Below are 20,439 nucleotides of genomic sequence, written 5' to 3'. Positions count from 1 at the left end.
AATATGAAAATGTAAGCAAATCATCTTCTATTTAGAGTGAAACACCTTCTTAGAAGATTAAAAAACAAAAACAATGGACAAAAATGAAAAAACAAAACCAAGTTATAATCAGGATGTACTAAAGATTATACAAGCGAGATATGGTTATACTCAGGACTATATCAGAAAATCCATTAGAGGAGATCGTACAGGTATTATCTGCAATATGATAAAAGCCGAATACATCAAACTCAACAACGAAGCTATAAAAGCCATCGAAAGCCAGCTATATAAATTATAAGCACTCTTCACAATTACCTCTTTCTATACGTACCGTTTCTAAATACCACCCCAGAAACAGAGCAGAAATTTGAGTATCCCCAAAACAAAAACAAATTGCAAAATGATATTTCCCTTTATAGGGAATAAAATATTTTACTAACAACAATTTATTTTTAAAATTTTATGAAAACTTATGTGAAACTAACACTATCGTTATGGTGTTTGGTTACCATGCATACTTACGCACAAGTAGGTATGACAACTAATACTCCGAACAAAAATGCGGTATTAGATTTAAATAACGCTAATGGCACCAACACCAAAGGTTTGCTATTACCCAAGGTTGCACTTACAGCAATAAATAGCGCATTGCCAATGAGCGACCATATAACAGGCATGAAAGTATACAATACTGCAACAGCCGGAACAGGTATTAATGCCGTAACACCAGGAGAATATTGCAATGATGGGACACAGTGGGTACGCACACCTTCTAACGCTTGGTACCCTGAAGGAAACAACAGCACAACCACTATCAATTTTGTTGGCACTATAGATGCAGTCGATTTTGTAACACGTACCAACAATGTAGAACGCATGCGCGTTACTAGTGGCGGACAAGTATTAGTGGGAACAACAACAGTTCCTGCAGGAGGTACAAATAGCAAAATGATTATTGATAATGGTACTTCAGCTGGTGCATTACAAATAAAAGATGGAACAGAGGGCGCAGATAAATTTTTGGTATCTGATGCCAATGGTGTAGGAAGCTGGCAAACTATAACACCAAAGACAAATGCTGTTGGAAAATGGCTTATGAGTAGCTCAAGTAATTATTTTAATGCAGATGTTATGACTATTGAAACAGGAACTTCTACAATTGAAGCTGGAGATAGCGTTGGTTTAACAGCAGTAACAAATGGAGTTAAAGTACCAGAAGGAACATACATGGTATATATTACACACGATGTGGGAGGTAATGAATACGGTAAATATTCACTGTTAATCGGCGGCGTGGATGTTTTTGCTGCCTTTTACGCCGGCTGGCTCGGAGGAGCTGGTTTTTATCTCAGCGTACCTGCTGACGGCATTACTTTACAATCTGGATTTACAGCTAATGGAGCAGGTAGATTACCAATGAAAAACCATTATGCAACACCACCATACTCATCAAGTTATACTTTATCTGTTACTTTCCTCAAAGTCAGTTAGAAGAAATAATGATAAAATAAAGAAACAGATATGAAAACAAATATAACAATGGCAATAATATTATTGCTATTAGTCAATAACCATCTTTTGGGACAAGTTGGTGTTATAGGAAATAATCCTTCCTCTGATGCTGTGTTAGATTTAAATAGAAATGACGGAACTAGTGCAAAGGGATTATTATTACCCAATGTTGCTTTAACAAGTACAATTCTCGCAACTCCTTTGACAAGTCACGTTGCAGGCATGCACATATATAATACTGCCTCAGTAGGTACAGGCGCTACAGCAGTAAGCCCAGGCGAATATTATAACAACGGAACGCTTTGGGTGCGCGTACCAGTTTCTGCCTGGGCACTATCAGGAAATGCCAATACCAATGCTGCAGTTAACTATCTTGGCACTTCTGATGGAAATGATTTAATGATAAAAACTAAAAATGTAGAAAAAATTAGAATTACAGGAACTAATGGAAACATATTAGTAGGCACAACTACAGTTCCAACAGGAGGAACCAATGCAGAATTAATTTTAAACAATGGAACTAAAAATGGTGCACTACAGATTAAAGATGGCACCCAAGCTACAGGTACTGTATTGACTTCCGATGCAAACGGATTGGCAACATGGAAAAAACCTGTGGGTTTTGGAAGTTTAATAGGTCAATGGAAGTTAACAGGAAATAATACTGTACCTCCACGTCCAACAATAGTAACTGAAAGCGGAACTTCTACGATTGTATCTGGAGATCAAATTGGTTTAACCGCACTACCTAATGGTGTTAAGGTACCCGAAGGTAATTACATGGTGTATGTTACACATGATTATAATGTTAACGAATTTGGTTTATATCAAATAGTTACTACAACAGGAGTTGTAGTATATACTTGTTTTTATGATACTTATTTAGGAGGAATGGCCTTTTACTTAAAAGTGCCATCAGGCGGATATACACTTCAGACAACCTTTTGTAGTATAGACCCTTTAAATTCATATTTTAAGACTGGAACCTATACAGCTAGTTTAACTCAGTTAATTACTTTTTTAAAGATATAAAGTTGACAGACATGAAAAATAGAGAAAAATTGAAGATTGAAGAGATAATAAAATGTAGGATCAACTTATTTTTTTTATTGTTAATAATTACAAATGTTCAAATGCATGGACAAGTTGGCATGACTAATAACTCCCCAAATAAGGATGCTGTACTCGATTTAAATCCAAAAGGTACAGTAAAACAAGGGCTAGTATTACCAAAAGTTCGTTTGACCAATACCAGTACTGCAGATCCCTTAACTGCACATACAGCTGGAATGCATGTATACAATATTGCAACAAACGGCTCTGGGGCAACAGCAGTTAGTCCAGGAGAATATTATAACGATGGAAGCAAATGGATTGCTGTTCCTTCTTCTGCATGGTTTCTTACGGGGAACAATGTTACAGATTCTAGTACTAATTTTATAGGAACTACAGATGCTATAGATCTGACTATACGTACAAACAATACGGAACGTATGAGGGTAAGTTCGGCAGGTAAATTACTAATAGGCACTACAACAGTACCAACAGGAGGTACTAACGCAAAAGTAATTATAAACAGTGGAACTACCCCTGGCGGAATTCAAATTATAGATGGAACTCAAGCTACAGGTAAAGTTTTGACTTCAGATTTAAATGGATTAGCTACATGGAAAGACCTTAACAATATGGGAGACATGTCTGGACAATGGAATTTGGAAGGAACAATGACATTTTCTACCACTGGCAACATAGAGAGTGGCACAACTTCTATTAGCCCCGGGGATGAGATTGGCTTAATAATGTCTGGCGATAATGGAGTTTTTGTTCCAGCAGGCCGTTACATCGTTACTTACAAACATGATATAGCCGCCAATGAAGTTGGAAAAGTAGAATTAGTTACTAATACAGGAACAACTCTTTGGACTAATTATTACAGAGAATATATGGGGGGATCCACTTTTTATTTGCAAATTCCCGCTGGAGGCTATACTTTGCAGTCTAAATTTACTGCTACAACCACAACTCCTGATCCTATTTATTGGTCTCAAGGTTTTTATCAACCTTTTTGGACATCATTAAGTTTTATGAAACTTAATTAATCATGAATAATCAAAAAAGGATTTTCTCGAAATGAGAAAATCCTTTTTCGATTATTTATAACCTTCCGCCAAAAACTCAATTAAAACAACTGCTCTAAAAGAAAAATGAAAAGAGAAAGAATAAAATTTAACATCTGAATAGTTTTACACTTAAAACAAAATATTGCACAAAATTATTTATAAACAAAAGAATACAGCTACGTATTTCTACCTGTTTTTGCTTCAGTTTCAAATTGTAATCTGGCTGATCTTAATCAAAAAGACTATTCCAATCTCACACAAGAAAATCCTAAGCAATTGACATAATCAATGATAGCATTCCATTGTGGTTCTAAGGCTTCTACTCTCAGAATTTTATCGCAGTCTTCTAAATCAAAATTAACCTTATAGGATGGAAACTGTCTTTTGATAACTGCAATAATGTAATTGGTTTCGGTTTCCTTTTCTACGTTTGTTTTAAAAATTTCAACAATCATAACTACACATTTTTAAATCTTAAAACTCTATTTTTTTACTTTCTGTCAAAAAGATTATAAGAGATTCCAAATCTAACATAACCTTGCGCATCTTCTTTTTGGTCATATACGTAACGATTCGTTCGTTCGCCACGTTCTGTAATTCGGGCACTTACTACATTGTTGATACCTGCTTTTGCAAACGCAATAAGTTTTGGAGTAAAACTATACTCATAAGTAATCCCCGATTTCAGTTCTAATTGGTTGAGTTCGTAAACTCCTTTCATATTAGGGCTGTTTAAATGCAGATAAAAATTCTCTGTATTTAGTTCTGTTCCTAAAGAAATCCTTCCATTCTCTAGCAATTCTCTTCTAAACAAAATGCGTTGCGGCAAAATAAAATCCATATCCCATTTTGAGTTTTTAAATTTGTGGTTAATAGACAAAAGAGGTGTCATTGGCACAATCGAAGACGGATCCAGCAAGACCAAAACTCCAGCTGTAATAGTAGTTGAAGGCGTTCTTTTAAGCACCAAAACCCCCGATACAAAGCCTTTTACACGTTGTAGATTTTCTTCGTCTCCATCTACGGTTGCCGTTGCGCTGTAAATAGCAGGTTTACCGAAAAGAGATGACATGTATGTTGCTGTTAATGCTCCTGCCCAGTAGTGAATATCGGCATTTTCTCTTCTATACGTTTCATTGGTTCCGTAATTGTAAATATCGCCAAATTGGTAATTTTCATATTTATAACGTAACGAAGACGTTAAAACAAATCGCTTTGATTTTGTAGCATAAAATGGCAGATTAAAAGCAGCTTTAAACCGGCTGTGACTTTCTACTCTTCCTCTTTCAAATTTATTTCCAAACAATTCAGAATCATAGTTTGAAGGACCAAGCTGCTCGTATTGCACATCAAAAGTTCTGGTTGTTGGAAATTTATCCACAATGGCTTTCCCCAACGTTTTCATGCCTGGTTCTTTTTCCTGCGCCATGCCTTTTATTGATATAAAAACTACTAAAACTGAAATAATTTTGGACCTCATAAATCTTGGGATATAATAAATTTGTTTGGATGATATTCGAAATTCGGTTCAAAAGTAAAGGAGAGCCTCTTATTATAATAGTGTTTTTATACCAACGGCGTATAATTTATACGAACGGCGTTGGTATAATTTATTGTTTACAAAGGGCTAAAAACTATACGATTATATTATTTTTGCCGTTATGACAATCTCCAAAATTTATCAGAACTTTTTTCTACGAAATCTGCTCGTAAACACACTGGTTTACTTAGTTATTCTAGCTTGTGTTTACGACGAAATAAAACTGGATGGACACACTTGGTCTTATATTTTAAGCCGAATTGCCGTAGGTTATTTTCCATGCATTGTCTGGATTACTATTTTCAACATTTGTATTATCAGACCTTTTTTGTTTAAACGAAAAGCCAAAACTTTTTTTGTACTTCTTGTAGTGTACTGGACTTGTTTTTACTTTTTTATGAATTGGTTTTTTCCGCTTGTCGGATTGGGGAATTTTAAAACGCTCCAAATTTTATCGCTTATCATAAACGGAATGTTTTTCTACTTTATGCACGTGGTAATTACCAAAAAAATGATGCAGGCCGACAAAGACATTATGAATTTCAAATCAGAGCTTTCGTTTTTAAAACAGCAATTAAATCCGCATTTTTTACTGAACGCCATGAACAATTTGTACGGCGAAGCACTGGCAGAACCAGACAAAGTTCCGGACCGAATCCTGAATCTTTCAGATATGTTACGCTATCAGATTGAAGCTTCTAAAAAAGATTATGTTTTGGTTGAAGAAGAAATTGATTTTGTTAAAAAATATATTGAATATTATACGTTCAGAAATGAGCGATTGACGGTAAGCCAAAACATTGAAGGCGTTAATGATCAAATCGAGATTCCACCTTTGTTCTTTTTACCATTGGTCGAAAATGCCGTAAAGTTTTCTGCAGAAACTGTAGAACCTTTTATTAATCTGGATTTAAAAGTAAAATACCGAAATTTGACTTTTACTTTAAAAAACAATTATCTCGATTCGGGATCACGTCTTTCGAGCACCGGAATCGGAATTGAAAACCTAAAAAGACGTCTGGAAGTTTACGGCCTAAAACACGATTTAAGCTGTCAGAAAGAGAAAAATATGTTTGTTGTAAAATTAAGTATATGGCACTTACCTACCGCTGTCTTATAATCGATGACGAATCCCCAGCGCACAAAGCACTGATTTCGCATATCTCCAAATTTGACGAACTGGAACATTCCGGCAGCGCTTTTAATGGTATGGAAGCCATAAAACTGCTTAACGAAAACCAATACGATATTATTTTTCTAGACATTAATATGCCCGTAATTTCGGGTGTAGAATTAATGGAACTTCAACCCAATCGTCCCATCACGATTGTAACCACCGCTTACTCTGATTTTGCGCTTTCGGCCTATCAAAACGATGCGATTGATTATTTAATGAAACCAATTTCGCTAGATAAATTCACCAAAGCCATCGAAAAAGCCAAAACGTATCATTCTGGAAATACCATTAAAAAAGAAAGCAATACAAACGAAAAAGTACTTTCGTACCGTTCCAACGGTCAAACCATCGAAACGCTTCTTTCTGATATTCTGTATATCGAAAGTCTCGGCAATTACATGAAACTCTACAACTGCAAACTAAAATCACCAATCATTATTTACGGCTCACTGGCCAGCATCAGCGCCGAAATTGACTGTTCGCACTTTATTCAGGTACACCGTTCTTTTATTGTCAACACCCAAAAGATTACTACAGTTACTTTTAAAAATCTTACCATGTCAAATGGTGATGTAATTCCTGTAGGCAGGAAATATCAGATTTTGTTAGATAATTTGCCGATAAGATGATTTTGTAATTAGATAATTTGTCTATTAGATAATTTTTGAAAAGCTCGACCTTTTGGTTGGGCTTTTTTGTTTTTTATTGTTTTAAAAACATTGTATTTGGTTGAATTTATTGACTTTTTACCTCCTCTAAAAACAAAACCACAACTCATTTAAAAACAAACAGTTAATAATTATTTAACAATAAAAAACCGTATAAATACTTGGTATTATTTTTTAGAATTTTGGTAATGTTGGTTTACCAAAAATAAATCTAAAAACAACCAATTATGAAAACAAAAACTACACTAGACACTCTGTATTTAATTACAGATTCCAACAAAATGGTTACAATAGAAATCAATGTTGGAGACGAGGGCCAAACTTCTGCATTAAACATTTCTTTAGAAAAAAAAGAAGTTGTTTCCAATCACTCAGGTAATTTATCAAAAACTGCTATTGGAGAAAATAAATCATTGCATAAAAAAAATCTTAGAATACAAGCTACCATTGCTGATACTTCCAAAAAAACGAATGTAACATCATTGAATCTAAAAATATCAGGAGGTGTAAAAATTAAAAGTTACCCCTTATACAAAAAATTAGATAACGAAGGAGACTCTGCAGATTATTATTGCAATATTGAATTTATTGATTCTTTAAAACTATAATCATGAAAAAGAAATTCTATATTTTCGCTGCTCTTTGTCTAATAAACTGTACGGTTTTAGCGCAAGACAAAAACAATATTGATCAAGAGTTTGATTTATTAAAAGCTCCTATTTCACCCGCTTCAAACCTTTTAGGTTTTTCTCAAAGCGACATTGACAAACCTACGGATGTTTCGGCTTTTATGGCCTCACTTCAAACTGCAACTAATTCATTCTCACAGTTACCATCAAATTATGCTATTGATATCGCTCCATTCTGGCTTTTTAAAAAAGAGAGTTTAGAAGATATTACAACAAAAGGATTAGGAATTTCACGTGGCAAAAAAGTCTTAAAAGAGACTTTGGTTTTATCTTTTGCAGTTAAAAATACAGACACAATATCAAATAATTTCAATCCGACAAGCACTTATGCCGCTTTGGGTTTTCGATTTTCTATATACAGAGGAAAATATGACAAAACAACCAACGATAAACTAACTACCATTACAAAGCTACAGAAAACTAAGTTAGCTTACATGAAAATAAAGCACGATGAAGTATATGATAAATTGGACTATGAAATCAAAAACGATAGTCAACAGAGAGAAAACCTATATAAAGGCTACAACTATAATGATCAATCTCCAAAAAATAAATTTTATCTAGAAACTTTGGAAAAAAAAGCAGACTCATTAAGCTCCATTATAGAAGAAAAAATAGAGAAACAGCTAGAATCAAAAAAAATGCTTGAAAAGCTTAAAAATGTAAATGTAACAGATAATCAAAAATTAATAGATGAAGAAGAAAGAGCAAAACAAAGTGAAATGATAGACGACGAAATAACGAAAATAGCCAAAGAATTTCAAATATCAAGAGTCAATTTTACTTGGGACATTGCTGGAGGCATTAGTAGTGAGTTTCGAAATAAAAATTTCAATAATTCAAAAGTTTACAATTCGGGAATATGGACAACATTAGGTTATACTTGGGAAAAATCAGGATCACTTTTAGGATTAGTTCGTTACTTATACAATCCTGATAAAATTTTTGCATTAGAAAATCAAGTTAACAATATTGATAATGTTTCAACTCTTGATACGGGAGTTCGATATATAATTGGAAAATCACAATCAAAATTTAATTGTAGTGTAGAAGTAATCTACAGAAGTGTCTTATCTCCAAATACTATTGATTCTTCTTGGAGACTTATGCTAAATGCTGATTATGCAATTCTAAAAAATCAAAAACTAACATTTTCATTTGGAAGAAATTATGACGGAACAACAACTAAAGACGGTAATTTAATAGCAGCTTTAGGGTTTGTAGTAGGATTTGGTAATGAAAGATAAAAAATTATTGCTAACATTTTCTATCAAAATCTTGTTTAAAAAACAAAACGTATTATTCTGTAATCATCTTTTTCACATCATTAAAAATTAATCCAAAAAACACAAAACCATGAAACTAACATACCAAGGCAAAAATTTTGATGTTATGACTTATAGAAGTATCAGACGTGCTATCGGATACCTTGCTATAAGTTTACCAATAATACTATTGACTTTCTCTTATTTTAAATTTTTTAACACCAAACCTCAGCCATCTATAAGTGATTATTATTATACAAATCTTAGAGAAATTTTCACAGGAACTTTATGTGCTGTAGGTCTGTTTTTAATTAGATATGAGGGTCACAGAAATGCGTCTATTTGGAAAAATGACAAACTACTTACCAATATAGCCGGCATTATGGCAATAGGTGTTGCATTAGTACCAACAACCGCTCCAAAACCAGACCTATCAACCAATGGCGAAAAACCTTGCGAAATAATAATATATACATTAATACATTATCCACTTAACTGGCTTCACTACACCTTTGCAGCAGTTTTATTTTTGATATTAGCTTTGATAGCATTAAATGTTTTTACAATAAAAAATGAAAATGATATACCCGCTTATGAATATAGCATATACAGATTTTGTGGTTATTCCATATTGTTATTTATAATTTTAATCCCCTTAAACTTATTTAACAACGCTACTTTGGTTTTTGAAGCTCTTTCTCTTTTTTCTTTCGGTACAGCCTGGTTAATAAAGGGACGTGCACTTGGAGATAAAGGTAATTGGGGAAGAAAACTTTACGGAGAAGAAAACAATCAAAACACTGAAAAAATATTTGAGGAATAAAAAATTATATATCGATTAGATTTGAAAGCTCAACTTTTTGTTGGGCTTTTTTATTTAAAAACAAACCAACAACATTTGTTAATTCTTTTCTTCAAAAAAAGTAAAGATCCAAACTACTTTTCTTACTTAATTTTTTAAATTAGCATAGTACAGAACCATTAAGATTTTTTTGTAGTCCATGAGTATTTTTAATTTTTTCAAACGATCCGATATCGAGTGCCCAAGGTGTCTTGGAAAAGGTTTTGTGGACTGGGAAGATATTACTCGCTTAAAAAGACACTTAAAATGGGTTCCCGCACCTTGTGCCTATTGTAATGCAGAAGGAAGGGTTTCTAAAGAAATGCTTTCAAAAGTCGCTGTAGATTGTATGTACCTCACTATAGATTTACCCGAATCTGTAATCGAAAAAATAAAAGAGGGTGACAAAGAAACTATCGAAAAAGGCAAACAGCGCGAACTTTTTGTAGATCATCTGATACATTATGCAGAAGATCACTACCTTAATCAAAACATGGACGCTGAAAGTATCGCCAATTTATATCTTCACACCGAAGAAGAAAACGCCGCCTTTTCTGTAACCCGAGAAGAATTAATCAAATATATTCAGGGGGTAATTGCGCTCAAAAAATCAGAATTTAATTAATTCATTCCTAAACTTAGAAGCTCACCGTTTCAGTATTACCTCAGCAACTTAGAATCTTAACATCTCATAAAAAACCCGTATAAATACGCATAGTTATACTGTTTTATAGTAGTAATATTGCTATGAATAATTTTTAGTTTAAAATTTAGTTTTCATCGAGAGAGCTTTTTTAAATTTTGTCACTTTTTTTTTGGAACATAAAATGGGATTTCAAATTGCTGGTAACAATTGGACATCCCATTTTTTTTGCGTTTTGAGGAAAAATTAAGGAGTTACTTATATCATTATTCGTTCCTCAAAATAACAATACCAAAAAACTAAGCTTAAAACTGCACATTTACCCTTACAGAAGCCTTGATCAAAGCAAGCGCCTTGATACTGCTCAAAGGAAATTCTACCATTTGATGATGAGGGTTTTGCGACACAAACTGCACATAAGAATCGCGATCGGATTTGTTTAAAAAGCTGGTAATAAAAAAGTCATTCCCATCATTGTTTACATAAACAAGGTACATTTCGCCCCAGACAATATTATTTCGAGGCATCTTGATTTTTTTAAAAACAACAATATCACCACTATTCAATAACGGATACATATTATTGCCTGTAATGTATAAAGCCCCATCAGATTCTGAAATTTCTGGTATGCTGATATAATTTATTGGAATTTGTTTTTTTCCTTCCCCCAATAAATCAACAATTCCGTCAATTGTACGAACATTGTAAACTGGTATTTTAGGATTTCTCGTTTTTAATCTTAAACTATCAATATCATCATGTGTCGATTCTACCTTAAGCATGTTTCCGTTTCCTGTAAGAAGCCATTCTGGGTTTACATCTGTATATTTACTTAAGATATTTTCTAATTTATCAACTCCGATAGTTTTATTATGCTTTAGTTGGCTCGCAAAAGAGCCATTAGACATTCCAACCTCCCGCTCCAAAACACTTACTTTTATTCCCTTTGAATCGATATATTTTTTTATTCTATGTATTGTGTTTTCTGCCATACAGCATTTTTTAGAAAAAATCTTACTTTTTTATTTTTCTTTTAGAAAATATCTTATTAATTTTGTCCCGTCTTTAAGACAAAGTAAGCAATGGACAAAAATATGAAAACAAAATCAAGTTATAATCAAGATGTCCTAAAGATTCTAAAAGACAGGTATGGATATTCTTACGACTATATTCGAAAGGCTATTCGTGGAGATCGCTCTGGCATTATATGCGATAAACTAAAAGCCGAGTACAATAAGCTAAACAACGAAGCCATAAAAGCGATCCAAAACCAGGTTAACAATTTATAAGCCTCTTCTTACTCTATTGTTTCTAAATACCACTTCTCAGAAACAAGTCTAAAATTTGAGTATCTCCCAAGACAAAAACAAGTTGCAAAATGATATTTCCCTAAATGGGGAATAAAATATTTTACTAACAAACATTTTATTTTAAAATTTTATGAAAACTTATGTGAAACTGACACTATTATTATGGTGTTTGGTTACCATACATACTCACAAGTAGGTATGACGACTAATACCCCGAACAAAAATGCGGCATTAGATTTAAACAATACAAATGGTACCAACACCAAAGGCTTATTATTGCCCAAAGTTGCCCTTACGGCAACAGACAGCGCTCTGCCAATGAGCACTCATACAGCAGGTATGAAAGTATACAACACCGCCACGGCCGGAACAGGAATTAATGCTGTAACACCGGGAGAATATTGCAATGATGGAACACAGTGGGTACGTACTCCTTCTACTGCTTGGTATCCTGAAGGAAATGATAATATAAACCCTGTAAATTTTGTTGGTACAACCGATGCTGTTGATTTTGTGACACGTACTAACAATACAGAACGTATGCGTGTTACGAGTGGTGGACAGGTATTAGTAGGAACAACAACAGTTCCTACAGGCGGAACAACAAGTAAAATGATTATCAATAATGGTACTACAGCTGGTGCTGTACTTGCTGTTGAGCCTGTACCTGCTGTTGCTGTATTGTATACATGCATACCAGCAATATGTCCTGATAAAGGTGCAGCTAAAACTGTACTTGTTAAAGCAACTTTTGGTAATAGTAAACCCTTCACATTACTACCATCTGTATTATCGTCTTGTGATAATTCTTTGGTTGCAATCTCGAAAATATTAGGTCTCATAAGTGGTATTTATATTCTGTTTCAGGCTTCAACGCTATAAACTGCCTCAAAAATCTATCCTTCTCTAGCATTTTCCTTACGGTAAACCGTAATAGGGCTAAAAAACACAACAATTCTAATCATTAATATACAGGAAGAATAGCGTATTTATACGTTTTTTTTAAATTTTAAAAAATCCCTAAACCAACACATAATTCTTTTGCAATAATTCAACAAAATAAAAAATTTCAAAAATCAAATTTCAGGCAGTATTTTTGTGTTCTGTAAACGCCACATATATTAAAGTCCGAAATCGAAATGACACGAGAACATTATATTCCGTTCAACAAAGAGTTTTTATTAGAGCAACAAATCGCTTTAGCAGAAGATCCCAAAAAAGCCGATGATTATAAAAAGCTGTTCGATATTATTGAGCATTATTATCATTACGAATCTTTTAACCTCAATCGAAACTTAAAGCAAAACTATGCGCTTTATGATCCAGACTTAAGCGAAAGAGAACGTGAAGGTTTTATTGGTAAAAGTGATTTTAGTGTTTTTAAAAAAACGCTACTCACCGTTTTGCAACGTGGCAATTATTACAGAATTGATGCCGAAACTCTAAAAGCTGCTTTTGAAGAATCAGATTTAATAGGCTTGAATCTTGCCATTGATTTTAATGCTTTTAAAGACTACGAATTGTATGCTCGTGGGCATCATAAAGCCAAAGAGAAAGTCAAAAAATATTTTTTCTGGAAAAAAGAAGTTGAAATCGAATATTACGATCGTGTCTTAATTTATCTCAATTACAGCGATGCTGATTATTTGGCCGCAAAGAAAGTCAAATTAGGAAAAATGCCTATAGATCCAGGCTCTATCGCTTTAAAGATATTCAAGCGTGTTCCTAAAAATGATCTTGAAACTATTTTTCCAAATGCGGTTCCCAAAATGTCTTTAAAAGACAAAATGTTGCTTTGGGTTCCTGGTGTTTTTGGTGGACTTTCACTTTTAAGTGCCAAAGTAATTCCAGCGCTACTTAATATGTACGAAGCTTATCAAACGGGCGAAACCATCGATTTATTAAACAGTAAAACCTCTTTAAATCAAGGATTAATTGCTTTAGGAATTTTGGCTGCTTATTGTTTTCGTCAGTACAACAATTTCATCAATAAAAAAATCAGATATTCTAAAACATTATCAGACAGTTTATATTTTAAAAATGTCGGAAACAATAGTGGTGCTTTTTATTCTCTTTTAAATTCGTCTGAAGAAGAAGCATTAAAAGAAACAATCTTAGCCTACGCATTTTTAAGCCGAAGCAAAAATGCCTTAACAGCCTCAGAATTAGATTCGCAAATAGAATCATGGTTTGCTTCTGATTTAAAAACCGAACTGGATTTTGATGTAAATGATGCTTTATTAAAACTAAAAAGTATTGGTTTAGGAATAGAAACAGACGGAAAATGGACTGTGATTCCGCTAAATGAAGCACTCATCAAAATTGATGAATTGTGGGATAATGTTTTTGATTACAATCAGAAATAATAATCTCACCACTAATACTCACAAAATGTATACTTACAAATGTTCCTGCTGTGGTGAAACTTTCGATGAAATGCCTTTATGTTTCGGCAACGAATTTCCTGCGTATTATTTTGCAATTCCGCCCGAAGAAAGAGAAAAACGAATTGAATACGGCGGCAGCTGGTGTTATGTAGATGAAGAACATTTTTTTCATAGAGGAAGATTAACTATTCCGATAATTGATTATCATGAAGATTTGGTTTTTAATGTCTGGACCACAATAAGCGAAGACAATTTCTGCCTGCGAATGGATTTATGGGAAGATCCAAACAGAGTAAATCAGGAACCTTATTTTGGCTGGATGCAGACCGATGTTCCTACTTATGGCAAAACCTTATCTCTTAAAACAATTGCCATTGAACAAGAATTAGGACTGATTCCAGAAATTAAAATGATCGAAGAAAATCATCCGCTGACACTAGATCAGGAAAACGGAATATCTTTTCAAAAAGCGGTTTCAATCGTTGATGAAATCATGAAAATTCAGCACGGTAAAAGCTAAAAGAAATTTCATTAGATTTACGCATCTAACCTTAAAACCACAAAAATGAGAACATTAGAACAATGGTTTACAGAATATGCCGTAAGTCACCAGAATCCGACCAATAAAGCCATACACTACATTTGTGTTCCTGCGATTTTCTTTTCAATTGTAGGATTATTAATGAGTATTCCGAGCGGAATTATTTCAAATACCTTAAAACTAAATCTACCCATTATCGAAAACTGGGCGTTTGTAGTTTTACTTTTTGTTCTTGTTTTCTATATCCGCTTATCGGTTGCAATGGCTATAAAAATTGCTTTGTTTTCTGGAATTTGTTTGGTCGTTAATTATTATATCGGACAGTTTGTTCCACTGTGGATATTCTCTATCGGCGTTTTTGTTATTGCCTGGATCGGACAATTTTATGGTCATAATATTGAAGGAAAAAAACCGTCTTTCTTAAAAGACCTTCAGTTTTTGTTAATTGGTCCGGCGTGGGTTGTTGAAAATTTGTTTTCTAAAAAATAAGATTAGATATGAAAGCTGAAAAAACAAGCAGAACGGCACAATATATGGCGTTCTTTAGAGCTTTGGAAACTAATCGAAACCTAAACGAAAGATTATTTTTAGATCCTTATGCTATTCATTTTATAGACTCAAAATTAAGACTTGCAGTTCGTTTGTCTAAATATGCCGTTTTTGCAAAATATCTCAATAATACCATTAACAAAAAGATTCCGGGCGCTCTGTCTTCTGGAATTGCGAGAACAAAATATATTGATAATTTACTTGAAAACGCTGTCTCAAACGGAGTAAAACAAGTTATAATTTTAGGAGCCGGATTTGACACCAGAGCGGTTCGTCTTGATTTTTTAAAATCGATTCCTGTCATAGAAATTGATCATCCGAATACTTCAAATTTTAAAGCCGAAATCTATAAAAAACGTATCGGTCAAATTCCCGAAAATGTAACTTTTCTTCAAATCGATTTTAATAAAGAAGACTTGTTTCAACTCGCACAAAAGCATAATCTTGACTTTGCAACACCTACCGCAATAATCTGGGAAGGTGTAACGAATTATTTGACAGAAGAAGCGATAAAAAATACCTTTTCTTTTATTTCTAAATTTGCAGCTAAAAGTCATATTATTTTTACCTACGTACATCAAGATATTCTTCAAAATCCTGATTCTTTTTTAGGAGGGAAAAAGCTGTTGAAAGATCTAGAAAACATAGAAGAACACTGGACTTTTGGATTTCTTCCAGACGAGCTTCCAACTTTTTTAGAACAATTTGACATTGCACTTTTGGAAGATTTAGGAGCCGATGAATACCGTGAAAGATTTCTAGCTAACCGCTCTGAAAGAGGTTATGAATTTTACAGAACTGCGGTCGGAATAAAAAAGTAGTCTTGGGATTTGGAATACAATATCTTGTATCTTTTTTTCTTCTTTTTTGCTAATATTTTCTTAATAAAAAAACAAGTGATTGTATAATATTTAATTTTACAATTCCTTAAACAATTAAGAAACAAGCAAATAAAAATCCACAAAAAGATGAAAAAAATCTACATTTTGTTATTCTTTACCGTTGTTAATAGTTTATTTTCTCAAAACGGAAAAATCTATCTCAAAAACTCTAAATTTAAAGTGGGCGCCGAAAACACGTATGTTTACGAACCTCCAAAAGGACTGATTATTGAAGAAAATTATAAAGCCAATTTTATAACTACCCTTCCGTCTGAAGACAATTCTACTGTTAAAAAATTAGTAAAAAAAGGAAAAAACTACGAGTTTACAACAAAAGTTGCTGACTCTGCACGAACTCTGCTGGTTGTTATTATCAATGGTCAAAAAATGATTGATACTAATAATGACCAAGGCTATATTGTCTATCTCAAAACCCAAAATGAAGTCGAACGTAGCAAAACACTTGCCAATGAGATCGTTATTAAAGGCTATGGCAATTATGTTTTTAAACTCAAAACAGCATCAAAACCTGAAGACCAAATTGTGGCCTACGAAAAGTTATTTGAAAAATATCCCGCTTTAAAAAACGACAAAGCTTATATGGGGTATCTGTATCAGAAATTCAATGTGACTCAGGGAAAAAACAATGAAGAAAATTTAGCATTTGCTGCAAAATGTCTTGAAAAAAATACGGAAGAATATTTAATGATGGCACTCAATCTGTACGATATGAATAAAATGCCTGAAGAGAAAGACAAATTAGAAAAAGAGATTCTAGCCAAATATCCAACTGGAACGTTAGCAACAAATAAATTTCTTACCCGCTTTGCTAGTCATCCAAACAAAACAGAAGACTATATTTTAAAGTCTATTGATACATGCAAAACCAAATTTAAAGATACTTCTAAAGGAGCTTTGTCTAGACTTTATTACAACTTGGTAGATATTTATTTAGGTGAAAAAAACTTAGAAAAAGCTATAGCTGTAGAACCTAACATGTATGATCCAGAGTACATTTACAATAATCTAGCTTGGAAATTATCTGGTGGAGGTATCGAGACTCCAGCACAAGATCTTGATTTTGCAATCAAAGTTTCTAAAAGATCTTTGGATATTTTGGAGCAAAAAAGAAACGAAGAATTTTATTCCCAATACCAGAACCAATTTAATATGTTTGCCGACACCTACGCGCTTTTACTGTATAAAAAGGGAGATTATGAAGAGGCTTTTAAATATCAGGACAGCGTAAGAAAAGCTGGAGGACTTGATGCTGGTGGTAAAGAACGCTATTTGGTTATGCTCGAAAAAGTAAAAAGCAGAGATGAAGTTACAAAATATGTTGAAGACGAAATTAATAGTGATGGTGTTCCGCCAGCAGGATTTTTGTCTAAACTGAAAGAAATCTATGTGGCTGAAAATCGTCCTCTTAGAGAATATGAAAAGATAAAAGAAAAAGCAGATCAAAAAGCAAAAACGGCAAGGTCTCAAGATGTTATAAATAAATTTGGTTCTGCAACTGCTTTTGATTTTACACTAAAAAATCTAGAAGGAAAAGACGTCAAACTTTCTGATTATAAAGGTAAAGTAGTAATACTTGATTTTTGGGCTACTTGGTGTGGCCCGTGTAAAGCTTCTTTTCCGAAAATGCAGGAATTAGTTAATAAATACAAAGACAAAGAGGTTACTTTCTTGTTTGTAAATACATTCGAAAACAAGAAAGAAGATGAGGTCTTAAAAAATGTAACCGCTTATATGACTGAAAAAAAATACAATTTTAATGTCTTATTTGATTCAAAAACCGAAGTTGGAAATGGTTATAAAATTCAGTCAATTCCGACTCGTATCTTAATCGGCAAAGACGGAAATATTTTATTCTCTGATAATTCTAATACAAACTTAGGAGAACTAATTGACGAACAACTAAAATAATTTTTTGTAAAATTTCAAATCTTAAATGCGCAGTTTTTTGAACTGCGCATTTTTTTATTTGTATATTTACTAATCTAAAAATCAACAACTTACATGTTTAACAGTTTCAAAACCAAAACTTTAAAAAAATGGGCACATCAACAATAGACGCTACCAATTCTGAAACGCAATATGCAGATTTTCCAGACCGAAAAATTGCATACAGATCAATTGGCGAAGGAAATCCGATTATTTTAATTAATCGTTTTAGAGGAACGCTTGACACCTGGGATCCCTTATTTTTGGATTTGCTCGCAGAGAAACATCAGGTTATCACTTTCGATTATGCTGGAATTGGCTATTCGACCGGAAAACTTCCAACTGATGTAAAAGAAGTTGCCAAAGATGTAAAAGATCTAGCTGATTTTCTTAAAATCAAAAAAGCCATTTTCATGGGATGGTCTTATGGCGGATTAGTCACACAAGCTGCGACACATCAATATCCTGAGCTTGTTACGCATACGGTATTGCTGGGAACCGGCCCAATAGGAAAACGCGTGGTACCATTGGAACAATCTTTTCTGGATCATGCCCTGAAACCAATAAATGATTTTAATGATGAGGTTATTCTTTTCTTCGAACCTGAATCTGAAGAAAGCAGAAAAGCCGCAAAAGCATCTCATGACCGAATTGCCAAAAGAATTGATGTTTCTAAAATTCCATCTACTATGGAAATTTTTCAGCTGTATTTTGGAGGAGGCGAAAATGCTGCCGAAGACAAAGATAATTATCGGGAAAAACTAAAAACGACAAAGACTCCTATATTGATAATTTCTGGAGATCACGACACTAGTTTTGCTGTAGAAAATTGGTATCCGTTGACCAAACAACTTCCAACATCACAATTAATTATACTGCCACAAACTGGACATGCTCCTCAGCATCAAAATATTCCACTAGTCGTAAACTATATTGAAAATTTTCTGGAAAATACAAAATAGAATTTTCTCCTATTTTCAAACACAATACGCTAAAAGGGCAATTAGTTTTTTATTTTTTGTCCTTTTTTATGACTAAAATAGATTTTATATATTAGCGGGACAAACCCATTTTACTCATGAAAAAAATCTTAGCCATAATCATTTTTGGAGTTTTACTTTCTTCTTGTAAAAAAACAGAACCAGCTTCATCAGATAAAAAAAATATAAAGAATGACAGTATTACAACTGAAAATTTACCACAAAATTCAGAAACAGATTCAGAAGCTTTATTAGCATCATTTTCTAAAAAGAGATTAGAGATTATTCAAAAATTAAAAACGCTGTCTGGCGAAGAAGCCAATGCTTTATATGAAAAATATTCTAGCGAAAACAGCAGTTTGTTACATGCAATAATGGAAAAGCAAAATGCTTTATTGGAAAAATTTTATAATGAAGACGAAAAAGACAAAGAAGCAGTGAAACTCTTCGGAACAGAACTTCTGAAGCATCAATTGAATTATGATGAAATTGGAGAAGGAATTGTAGAAATTACCACTAAAAATGACTTCTACTATACTATTTTCAAAGATTATGTAACGAACGATTACAAAGATTATTTGTATCTGATAAGCGAAGAAAATAAAATGCCTTACTCTTCGGATGCAGCTCTTGTTATAAGTTTTAAAGATTTAGGCGACAGAATAATTTTGTGGGAAAATTTTATGACGAAATACCCAAATTCAAAACTAATTCCGTCTGTAAAAGAACAATACAAATTTTATCAATTAGATTATTTATTTGGTCAGGACAATACGCCTACTGTAGAAAGAGCAAATGAGCTTTATATTTATCCAGAAAACATTCAGGAATTTGATCGTTTCGAAAAAAAATATCCAAAAAGTCCAACTGTTCCTTTGATTCATTTGTTTAGAGAAAATTTCAAGGATGAAAATGTTTCTCGATTAATTACTGATGCACAGGAAAAATTGTAATTTTTTAATTTTTAAACCATGGAAAATAAAAATAACACCCCCGTATTTACATTTAGTATTGTTGCCATTATTTTGGCCGTTGCCTTATATAAACAATTTGATTTTGAAACTTTTAAATTTGAACAACCTGAACTAGCAGTCCTTTACATTGTTGTTTTTGTGTTTTCGATCTATATTTTGATTAAAAACTTTATAAAACGAAGTGGAAAATAAAAAGACTATTATTTACAAAATATATTTACTGCTTCTTATTGCAAACATCTTCGCTCTTCCTATTGTCCTGATTGGTTCCGGATTTAAACAATATTCTTATTTTACAGGTGATTATAAAGAAAAAATCATGCGAATTGAAAAATGTTCGAATAGTTCCAATTCAAAAAGAAAATCTGTTTCTGTAGAAGGTAGCATCAATAATAAACAACAGGTATTTTTTGCATTATTTGATAAGGAGGAT

At 33.0% G+C, this 20,439-nt stretch carries 23 protein-coding genes; 20 read left to right on the top strand and 3 right to left on the bottom strand.

Features of this window, described 5'->3' with window-relative positions; all coding sequences use genetic code 11:
- Nucleotides 1–73 precede the first annotated feature (73 nt).
- From VGE71_RS13545 to VGE71_RS13530, 4 genes are all read left to right on the top strand, one after another.
- Nucleotides 74–280, top strand: coding sequence for a hypothetical protein (locus tag VGE71_RS13545; protein ID WP_331138817.1), 207 nt, complete (start codon nt 74–76; stop codon nt 278–280).
- Nucleotides 281–444: 164 nt separating this feature from the next.
- Nucleotides 445–1,473 (top strand): hypothetical protein, encoded by a 1,029-nt coding sequence (locus tag VGE71_RS13540; protein ID WP_331138816.1) that lies wholly within the window; start codon nt 445–447, stop codon nt 1,471–1,473.
- Between the two features lie 30 nt (nt 1,474–1,503).
- Nucleotides 1,504–2,526 (top strand): hypothetical protein, encoded by a 1,023-nt coding sequence (locus VGE71_RS13535; protein ID WP_331138815.1) that lies wholly within the window; start codon nt 1,504–1,506, stop codon nt 2,524–2,526.
- Nucleotides 2,527–2,627: 101 nt separating this feature from the next.
- Entirely contained in the window at nt 2,628–3,593 is a 966-nt protein-coding gene (locus VGE71_RS13530; protein ID WP_331138814.1) for a hypothetical protein, read from the top strand.
- A gap of 263 nt (nt 3,594–3,856) precedes the next feature.
- Here VGE71_RS13530 and VGE71_RS13525 read toward each other — a convergent pair whose 3' ends face one another.
- The gene (locus VGE71_RS13525; protein ID WP_144215281.1) at nt 3,857–4,069 is read right to left on the bottom strand and encodes a hypothetical protein; all 213 of its coding nucleotides are present in this window, start codon (nt 4,067–4,069) and stop codon (nt 3,857–3,859) included.
- Nucleotides 4,070–4,104: 35 nt separating this feature from the next.
- Nucleotides 4,105–5,094 (bottom strand): DUF6268 family outer membrane beta-barrel protein, encoded by a 990-nt coding sequence (locus VGE71_RS13520; protein WP_331138813.1) that lies wholly within the window; start codon nt 5,092–5,094, stop codon nt 4,105–4,107.
- 181 nt (nt 5,095–5,275) lie between these two features.
- On the opposite strand from VGE71_RS13520, the gene VGE71_RS13515 reads away from it, so the two are divergent.
- The 6 genes from VGE71_RS13515 to VGE71_RS13490 all read left to right on the top strand — a co-directional run bounded on the left by VGE71_RS13515 (nt 5,276) and on the right by VGE71_RS13490 (nt 10,419).
- Entirely contained in the window at nt 5,276–6,274 is a 999-nt protein-coding gene (locus VGE71_RS13515) for a sensor histidine kinase (protein WP_331138812.1), read from the top strand.
- Entirely contained in the window at nt 6,247–6,960 is a 714-nt protein-coding gene (locus tag VGE71_RS13510) for a LytTR family DNA-binding domain-containing protein (RefSeq protein ID WP_331138811.1), read from the top strand. Before VGE71_RS13515 ends, VGE71_RS13510 begins: the two co-directional genes overlap by 28 nt.
- A 266-nt stretch (nt 6,961–7,226) precedes the next feature.
- Entirely contained in the window at nt 7,227–7,607 is a 381-nt protein-coding gene (locus tag VGE71_RS13505) for a hypothetical protein (protein ID WP_331138810.1), read from the top strand.
- A gap of 2 nt (nt 7,608–7,609) precedes the next feature.
- Nucleotides 7,610–8,935: a hypothetical protein gene (locus VGE71_RS13500; protein ID WP_331138809.1), complete on the top strand. Its 1,326-nt coding sequence runs from the start codon at nt 7,610–7,612 to the stop codon at nt 8,933–8,935.
- 109 nt (nt 8,936–9,044) lie between these two features.
- Nucleotides 9,045–9,776 (top strand): hypothetical protein, encoded by a 732-nt coding sequence (locus VGE71_RS13495; protein WP_331138808.1) that lies wholly within the window; start codon nt 9,045–9,047, stop codon nt 9,774–9,776.
- A 178-nt stretch (nt 9,777–9,954) separates the two neighbouring features.
- On the top strand, nt 9,955–10,419 hold the full coding sequence (locus tag VGE71_RS13490) for a hypothetical protein (protein ID WP_331138807.1): 465 nt from the start codon (nt 9,955–9,957) through the stop codon (nt 10,417–10,419).
- Nucleotides 10,420–10,742: 323 nt separating this feature from the next.
- Here VGE71_RS13490 and VGE71_RS13485 read toward each other — a convergent pair whose 3' ends face one another.
- Nucleotides 10,743–11,429: a S24 family peptidase gene (locus VGE71_RS13485; protein WP_331138806.1), complete on the bottom strand. Its 687-nt coding sequence runs from the start codon at nt 11,427–11,429 to the stop codon at nt 10,743–10,745.
- A 516-nt stretch (nt 11,430–11,945) separates the two neighbouring features.
- On the opposite strand from VGE71_RS13485, the gene VGE71_RS13480 reads away from it, so the two are divergent.
- The 10 genes from VGE71_RS13480 to VGE71_RS13435 form a co-directional block, all read left to right on the top strand.
- On the top strand, nt 11,946–12,629 hold the full coding sequence (locus VGE71_RS13480) for a hypothetical protein (RefSeq protein ID WP_331138805.1): 684 nt from the start codon (nt 11,946–11,948) through the stop codon (nt 12,627–12,629).
- Between the two features lie 257 nt (nt 12,630–12,886).
- Nucleotides 12,887–14,113, top strand: a complete 1,227-nt coding sequence (locus tag VGE71_RS13475; protein WP_331138804.1) for a TMEM143 family protein — start codon at nt 12,887–12,889, stop codon at nt 14,111–14,113.
- Between the two features lie 25 nt (nt 14,114–14,138).
- A complete protein-coding gene (locus VGE71_RS13470) occupies nt 14,139–14,654 on the top strand; it encodes a DUF2199 domain-containing protein (RefSeq protein ID WP_331138803.1) in 516 nt (171 codons plus the stop codon).
- A 45-nt stretch (nt 14,655–14,699) separates the two neighbouring features.
- Nucleotides 14,700–15,164: a DUF962 domain-containing protein gene (locus tag VGE71_RS13465; protein ID WP_331138802.1), complete on the top strand. Its 465-nt coding sequence runs from the start codon at nt 14,700–14,702 to the stop codon at nt 15,162–15,164.
- A gap of 8 nt (nt 15,165–15,172) precedes the next feature.
- A complete protein-coding gene (locus tag VGE71_RS13460; protein ID WP_331138801.1) occupies nt 15,173–16,045 on the top strand; it encodes an SAM-dependent methyltransferase in 873 nt (290 codons plus the stop codon).
- A gap of 147 nt (nt 16,046–16,192) precedes the next feature.
- Complete coding sequence (locus VGE71_RS13455) at nt 16,193–18,034, top strand: TlpA disulfide reductase family protein (RefSeq protein ID WP_331138800.1); 1,842 nt, start codon at nt 16,193–16,195, stop codon at nt 18,032–18,034.
- Between the two features lie 128 nt (nt 18,035–18,162).
- Complete coding sequence (locus VGE71_RS13450) at nt 18,163–19,014, top strand: alpha/beta hydrolase (protein WP_331138799.1); 852 nt, start codon at nt 18,163–18,165, stop codon at nt 19,012–19,014.
- 116 nt (nt 19,015–19,130) lie between these two features.
- Nucleotides 19,131–19,985, top strand: a complete 855-nt coding sequence (locus tag VGE71_RS13445; protein ID WP_331138798.1) for a hypothetical protein — start codon at nt 19,131–19,133, stop codon at nt 19,983–19,985.
- Nucleotides 19,986–20,003: 18 nt separating this feature from the next.
- Entirely contained in the window at nt 20,004–20,198 is a 195-nt protein-coding gene (locus tag VGE71_RS13440; protein WP_331138797.1) for a hypothetical protein, read from the top strand.
- Nucleotides 20,188–20,439: hypothetical protein (locus VGE71_RS13435; protein WP_331138796.1), on the top strand; the 252-nt coding region annotated here is incomplete at its 3' end. The genes VGE71_RS13440 and VGE71_RS13435, both read left to right, overlap by 11 nt.

It is taken from the genome of Flavobacterium sp. (assembly GCF_036405015.1).
Classification (GTDB): domain Bacteria; phylum Bacteroidota; class Bacteroidia; order Flavobacteriales; family Flavobacteriaceae; genus Flavobacterium.
The sequence above is the reverse complement of the archived record's forward strand: the minus strand, read 5'-3'. Positions and strand labels throughout refer to the sequence as shown.

Excerpts from the sequence above, each read along its gene's own strand:
- VGE71_RS13545 (WP_331138817.1), top strand. The coding sequence starts at position 74 with ATGGACAAAAATGAAAAAACAAAACCAAGTTATAATCAGGATGTACTA.
- VGE71_RS13540 (WP_331138816.1), top strand. The coding sequence starts at position 445 with ATGAAAACTTATGTGAAACTAACACTATCGTTATGGTGTTTGGTTACC.
- VGE71_RS13535 (WP_331138815.1), top strand. The coding sequence starts at position 1,504 with ATGAAAACAAATATAACAATGGCAATAATATTATTGCTATTAGTCAAT.
- VGE71_RS13530 (WP_331138814.1), top strand. The coding sequence starts at position 2,628 with ATGCATGGACAAGTTGGCATGACTAATAACTCCCCAAATAAGGATGCT.
- VGE71_RS13525 (WP_144215281.1), bottom strand. The coding sequence starts at position 4,069 with ATGATTGTTGAAATTTTTAAAACAAACGTAGAAAAGGAAACCGAAACC.
- VGE71_RS13520 (WP_331138813.1), bottom strand. The coding sequence starts at position 5,094 with ATGAGGTCCAAAATTATTTCAGTTTTAGTAGTTTTTATATCAATAAAA.
- VGE71_RS13515 (WP_331138812.1), top strand. The coding sequence starts at position 5,276 with ATGACAATCTCCAAAATTTATCAGAACTTTTTTCTACGAAATCTGCTC.
- VGE71_RS13510 (WP_331138811.1), top strand. The coding sequence starts at position 6,247 with ATGGCACTTACCTACCGCTGTCTTATAATCGATGACGAATCCCCAGCG.
- VGE71_RS13505 (WP_331138810.1), top strand. The coding sequence starts at position 7,227 with ATGAAAACAAAAACTACACTAGACACTCTGTATTTAATTACAGATTCC.
- VGE71_RS13500 (WP_331138809.1), top strand. The coding sequence starts at position 7,610 with ATGAAAAAGAAATTCTATATTTTCGCTGCTCTTTGTCTAATAAACTGT.
- VGE71_RS13495 (WP_331138808.1), top strand. The coding sequence starts at position 9,045 with ATGAAACTAACATACCAAGGCAAAAATTTTGATGTTATGACTTATAGA.
- VGE71_RS13490 (WP_331138807.1), top strand. The coding sequence starts at position 9,955 with ATGAGTATTTTTAATTTTTTCAAACGATCCGATATCGAGTGCCCAAGG.
- VGE71_RS13485 (WP_331138806.1), bottom strand. The coding sequence starts at position 11,429 with ATGGCAGAAAACACAATACATAGAATAAAAAAATATATCGATTCAAAG.
- VGE71_RS13480 (WP_331138805.1), top strand. The coding sequence starts at position 11,946 with ATGACGACTAATACCCCGAACAAAAATGCGGCATTAGATTTAAACAAT.
- VGE71_RS13475 (WP_331138804.1), top strand. The coding sequence starts at position 12,887 with ATGACACGAGAACATTATATTCCGTTCAACAAAGAGTTTTTATTAGAG.
- VGE71_RS13470 (WP_331138803.1), top strand. The coding sequence starts at position 14,139 with ATGTATACTTACAAATGTTCCTGCTGTGGTGAAACTTTCGATGAAATG.
- VGE71_RS13465 (WP_331138802.1), top strand. The coding sequence starts at position 14,700 with ATGAGAACATTAGAACAATGGTTTACAGAATATGCCGTAAGTCACCAG.
- VGE71_RS13460 (WP_331138801.1), top strand. The coding sequence starts at position 15,173 with ATGAAAGCTGAAAAAACAAGCAGAACGGCACAATATATGGCGTTCTTT.
- VGE71_RS13455 (WP_331138800.1), top strand. The coding sequence starts at position 16,193 with ATGAAAAAAATCTACATTTTGTTATTCTTTACCGTTGTTAATAGTTTA.
- VGE71_RS13450 (WP_331138799.1), top strand. The coding sequence starts at position 18,163 with ATGGGCACATCAACAATAGACGCTACCAATTCTGAAACGCAATATGCA.
- VGE71_RS13445 (WP_331138798.1), top strand. The coding sequence starts at position 19,131 with ATGAAAAAAATCTTAGCCATAATCATTTTTGGAGTTTTACTTTCTTCT.
- VGE71_RS13440 (WP_331138797.1), top strand. The coding sequence starts at position 20,004 with ATGGAAAATAAAAATAACACCCCCGTATTTACATTTAGTATTGTTGCC.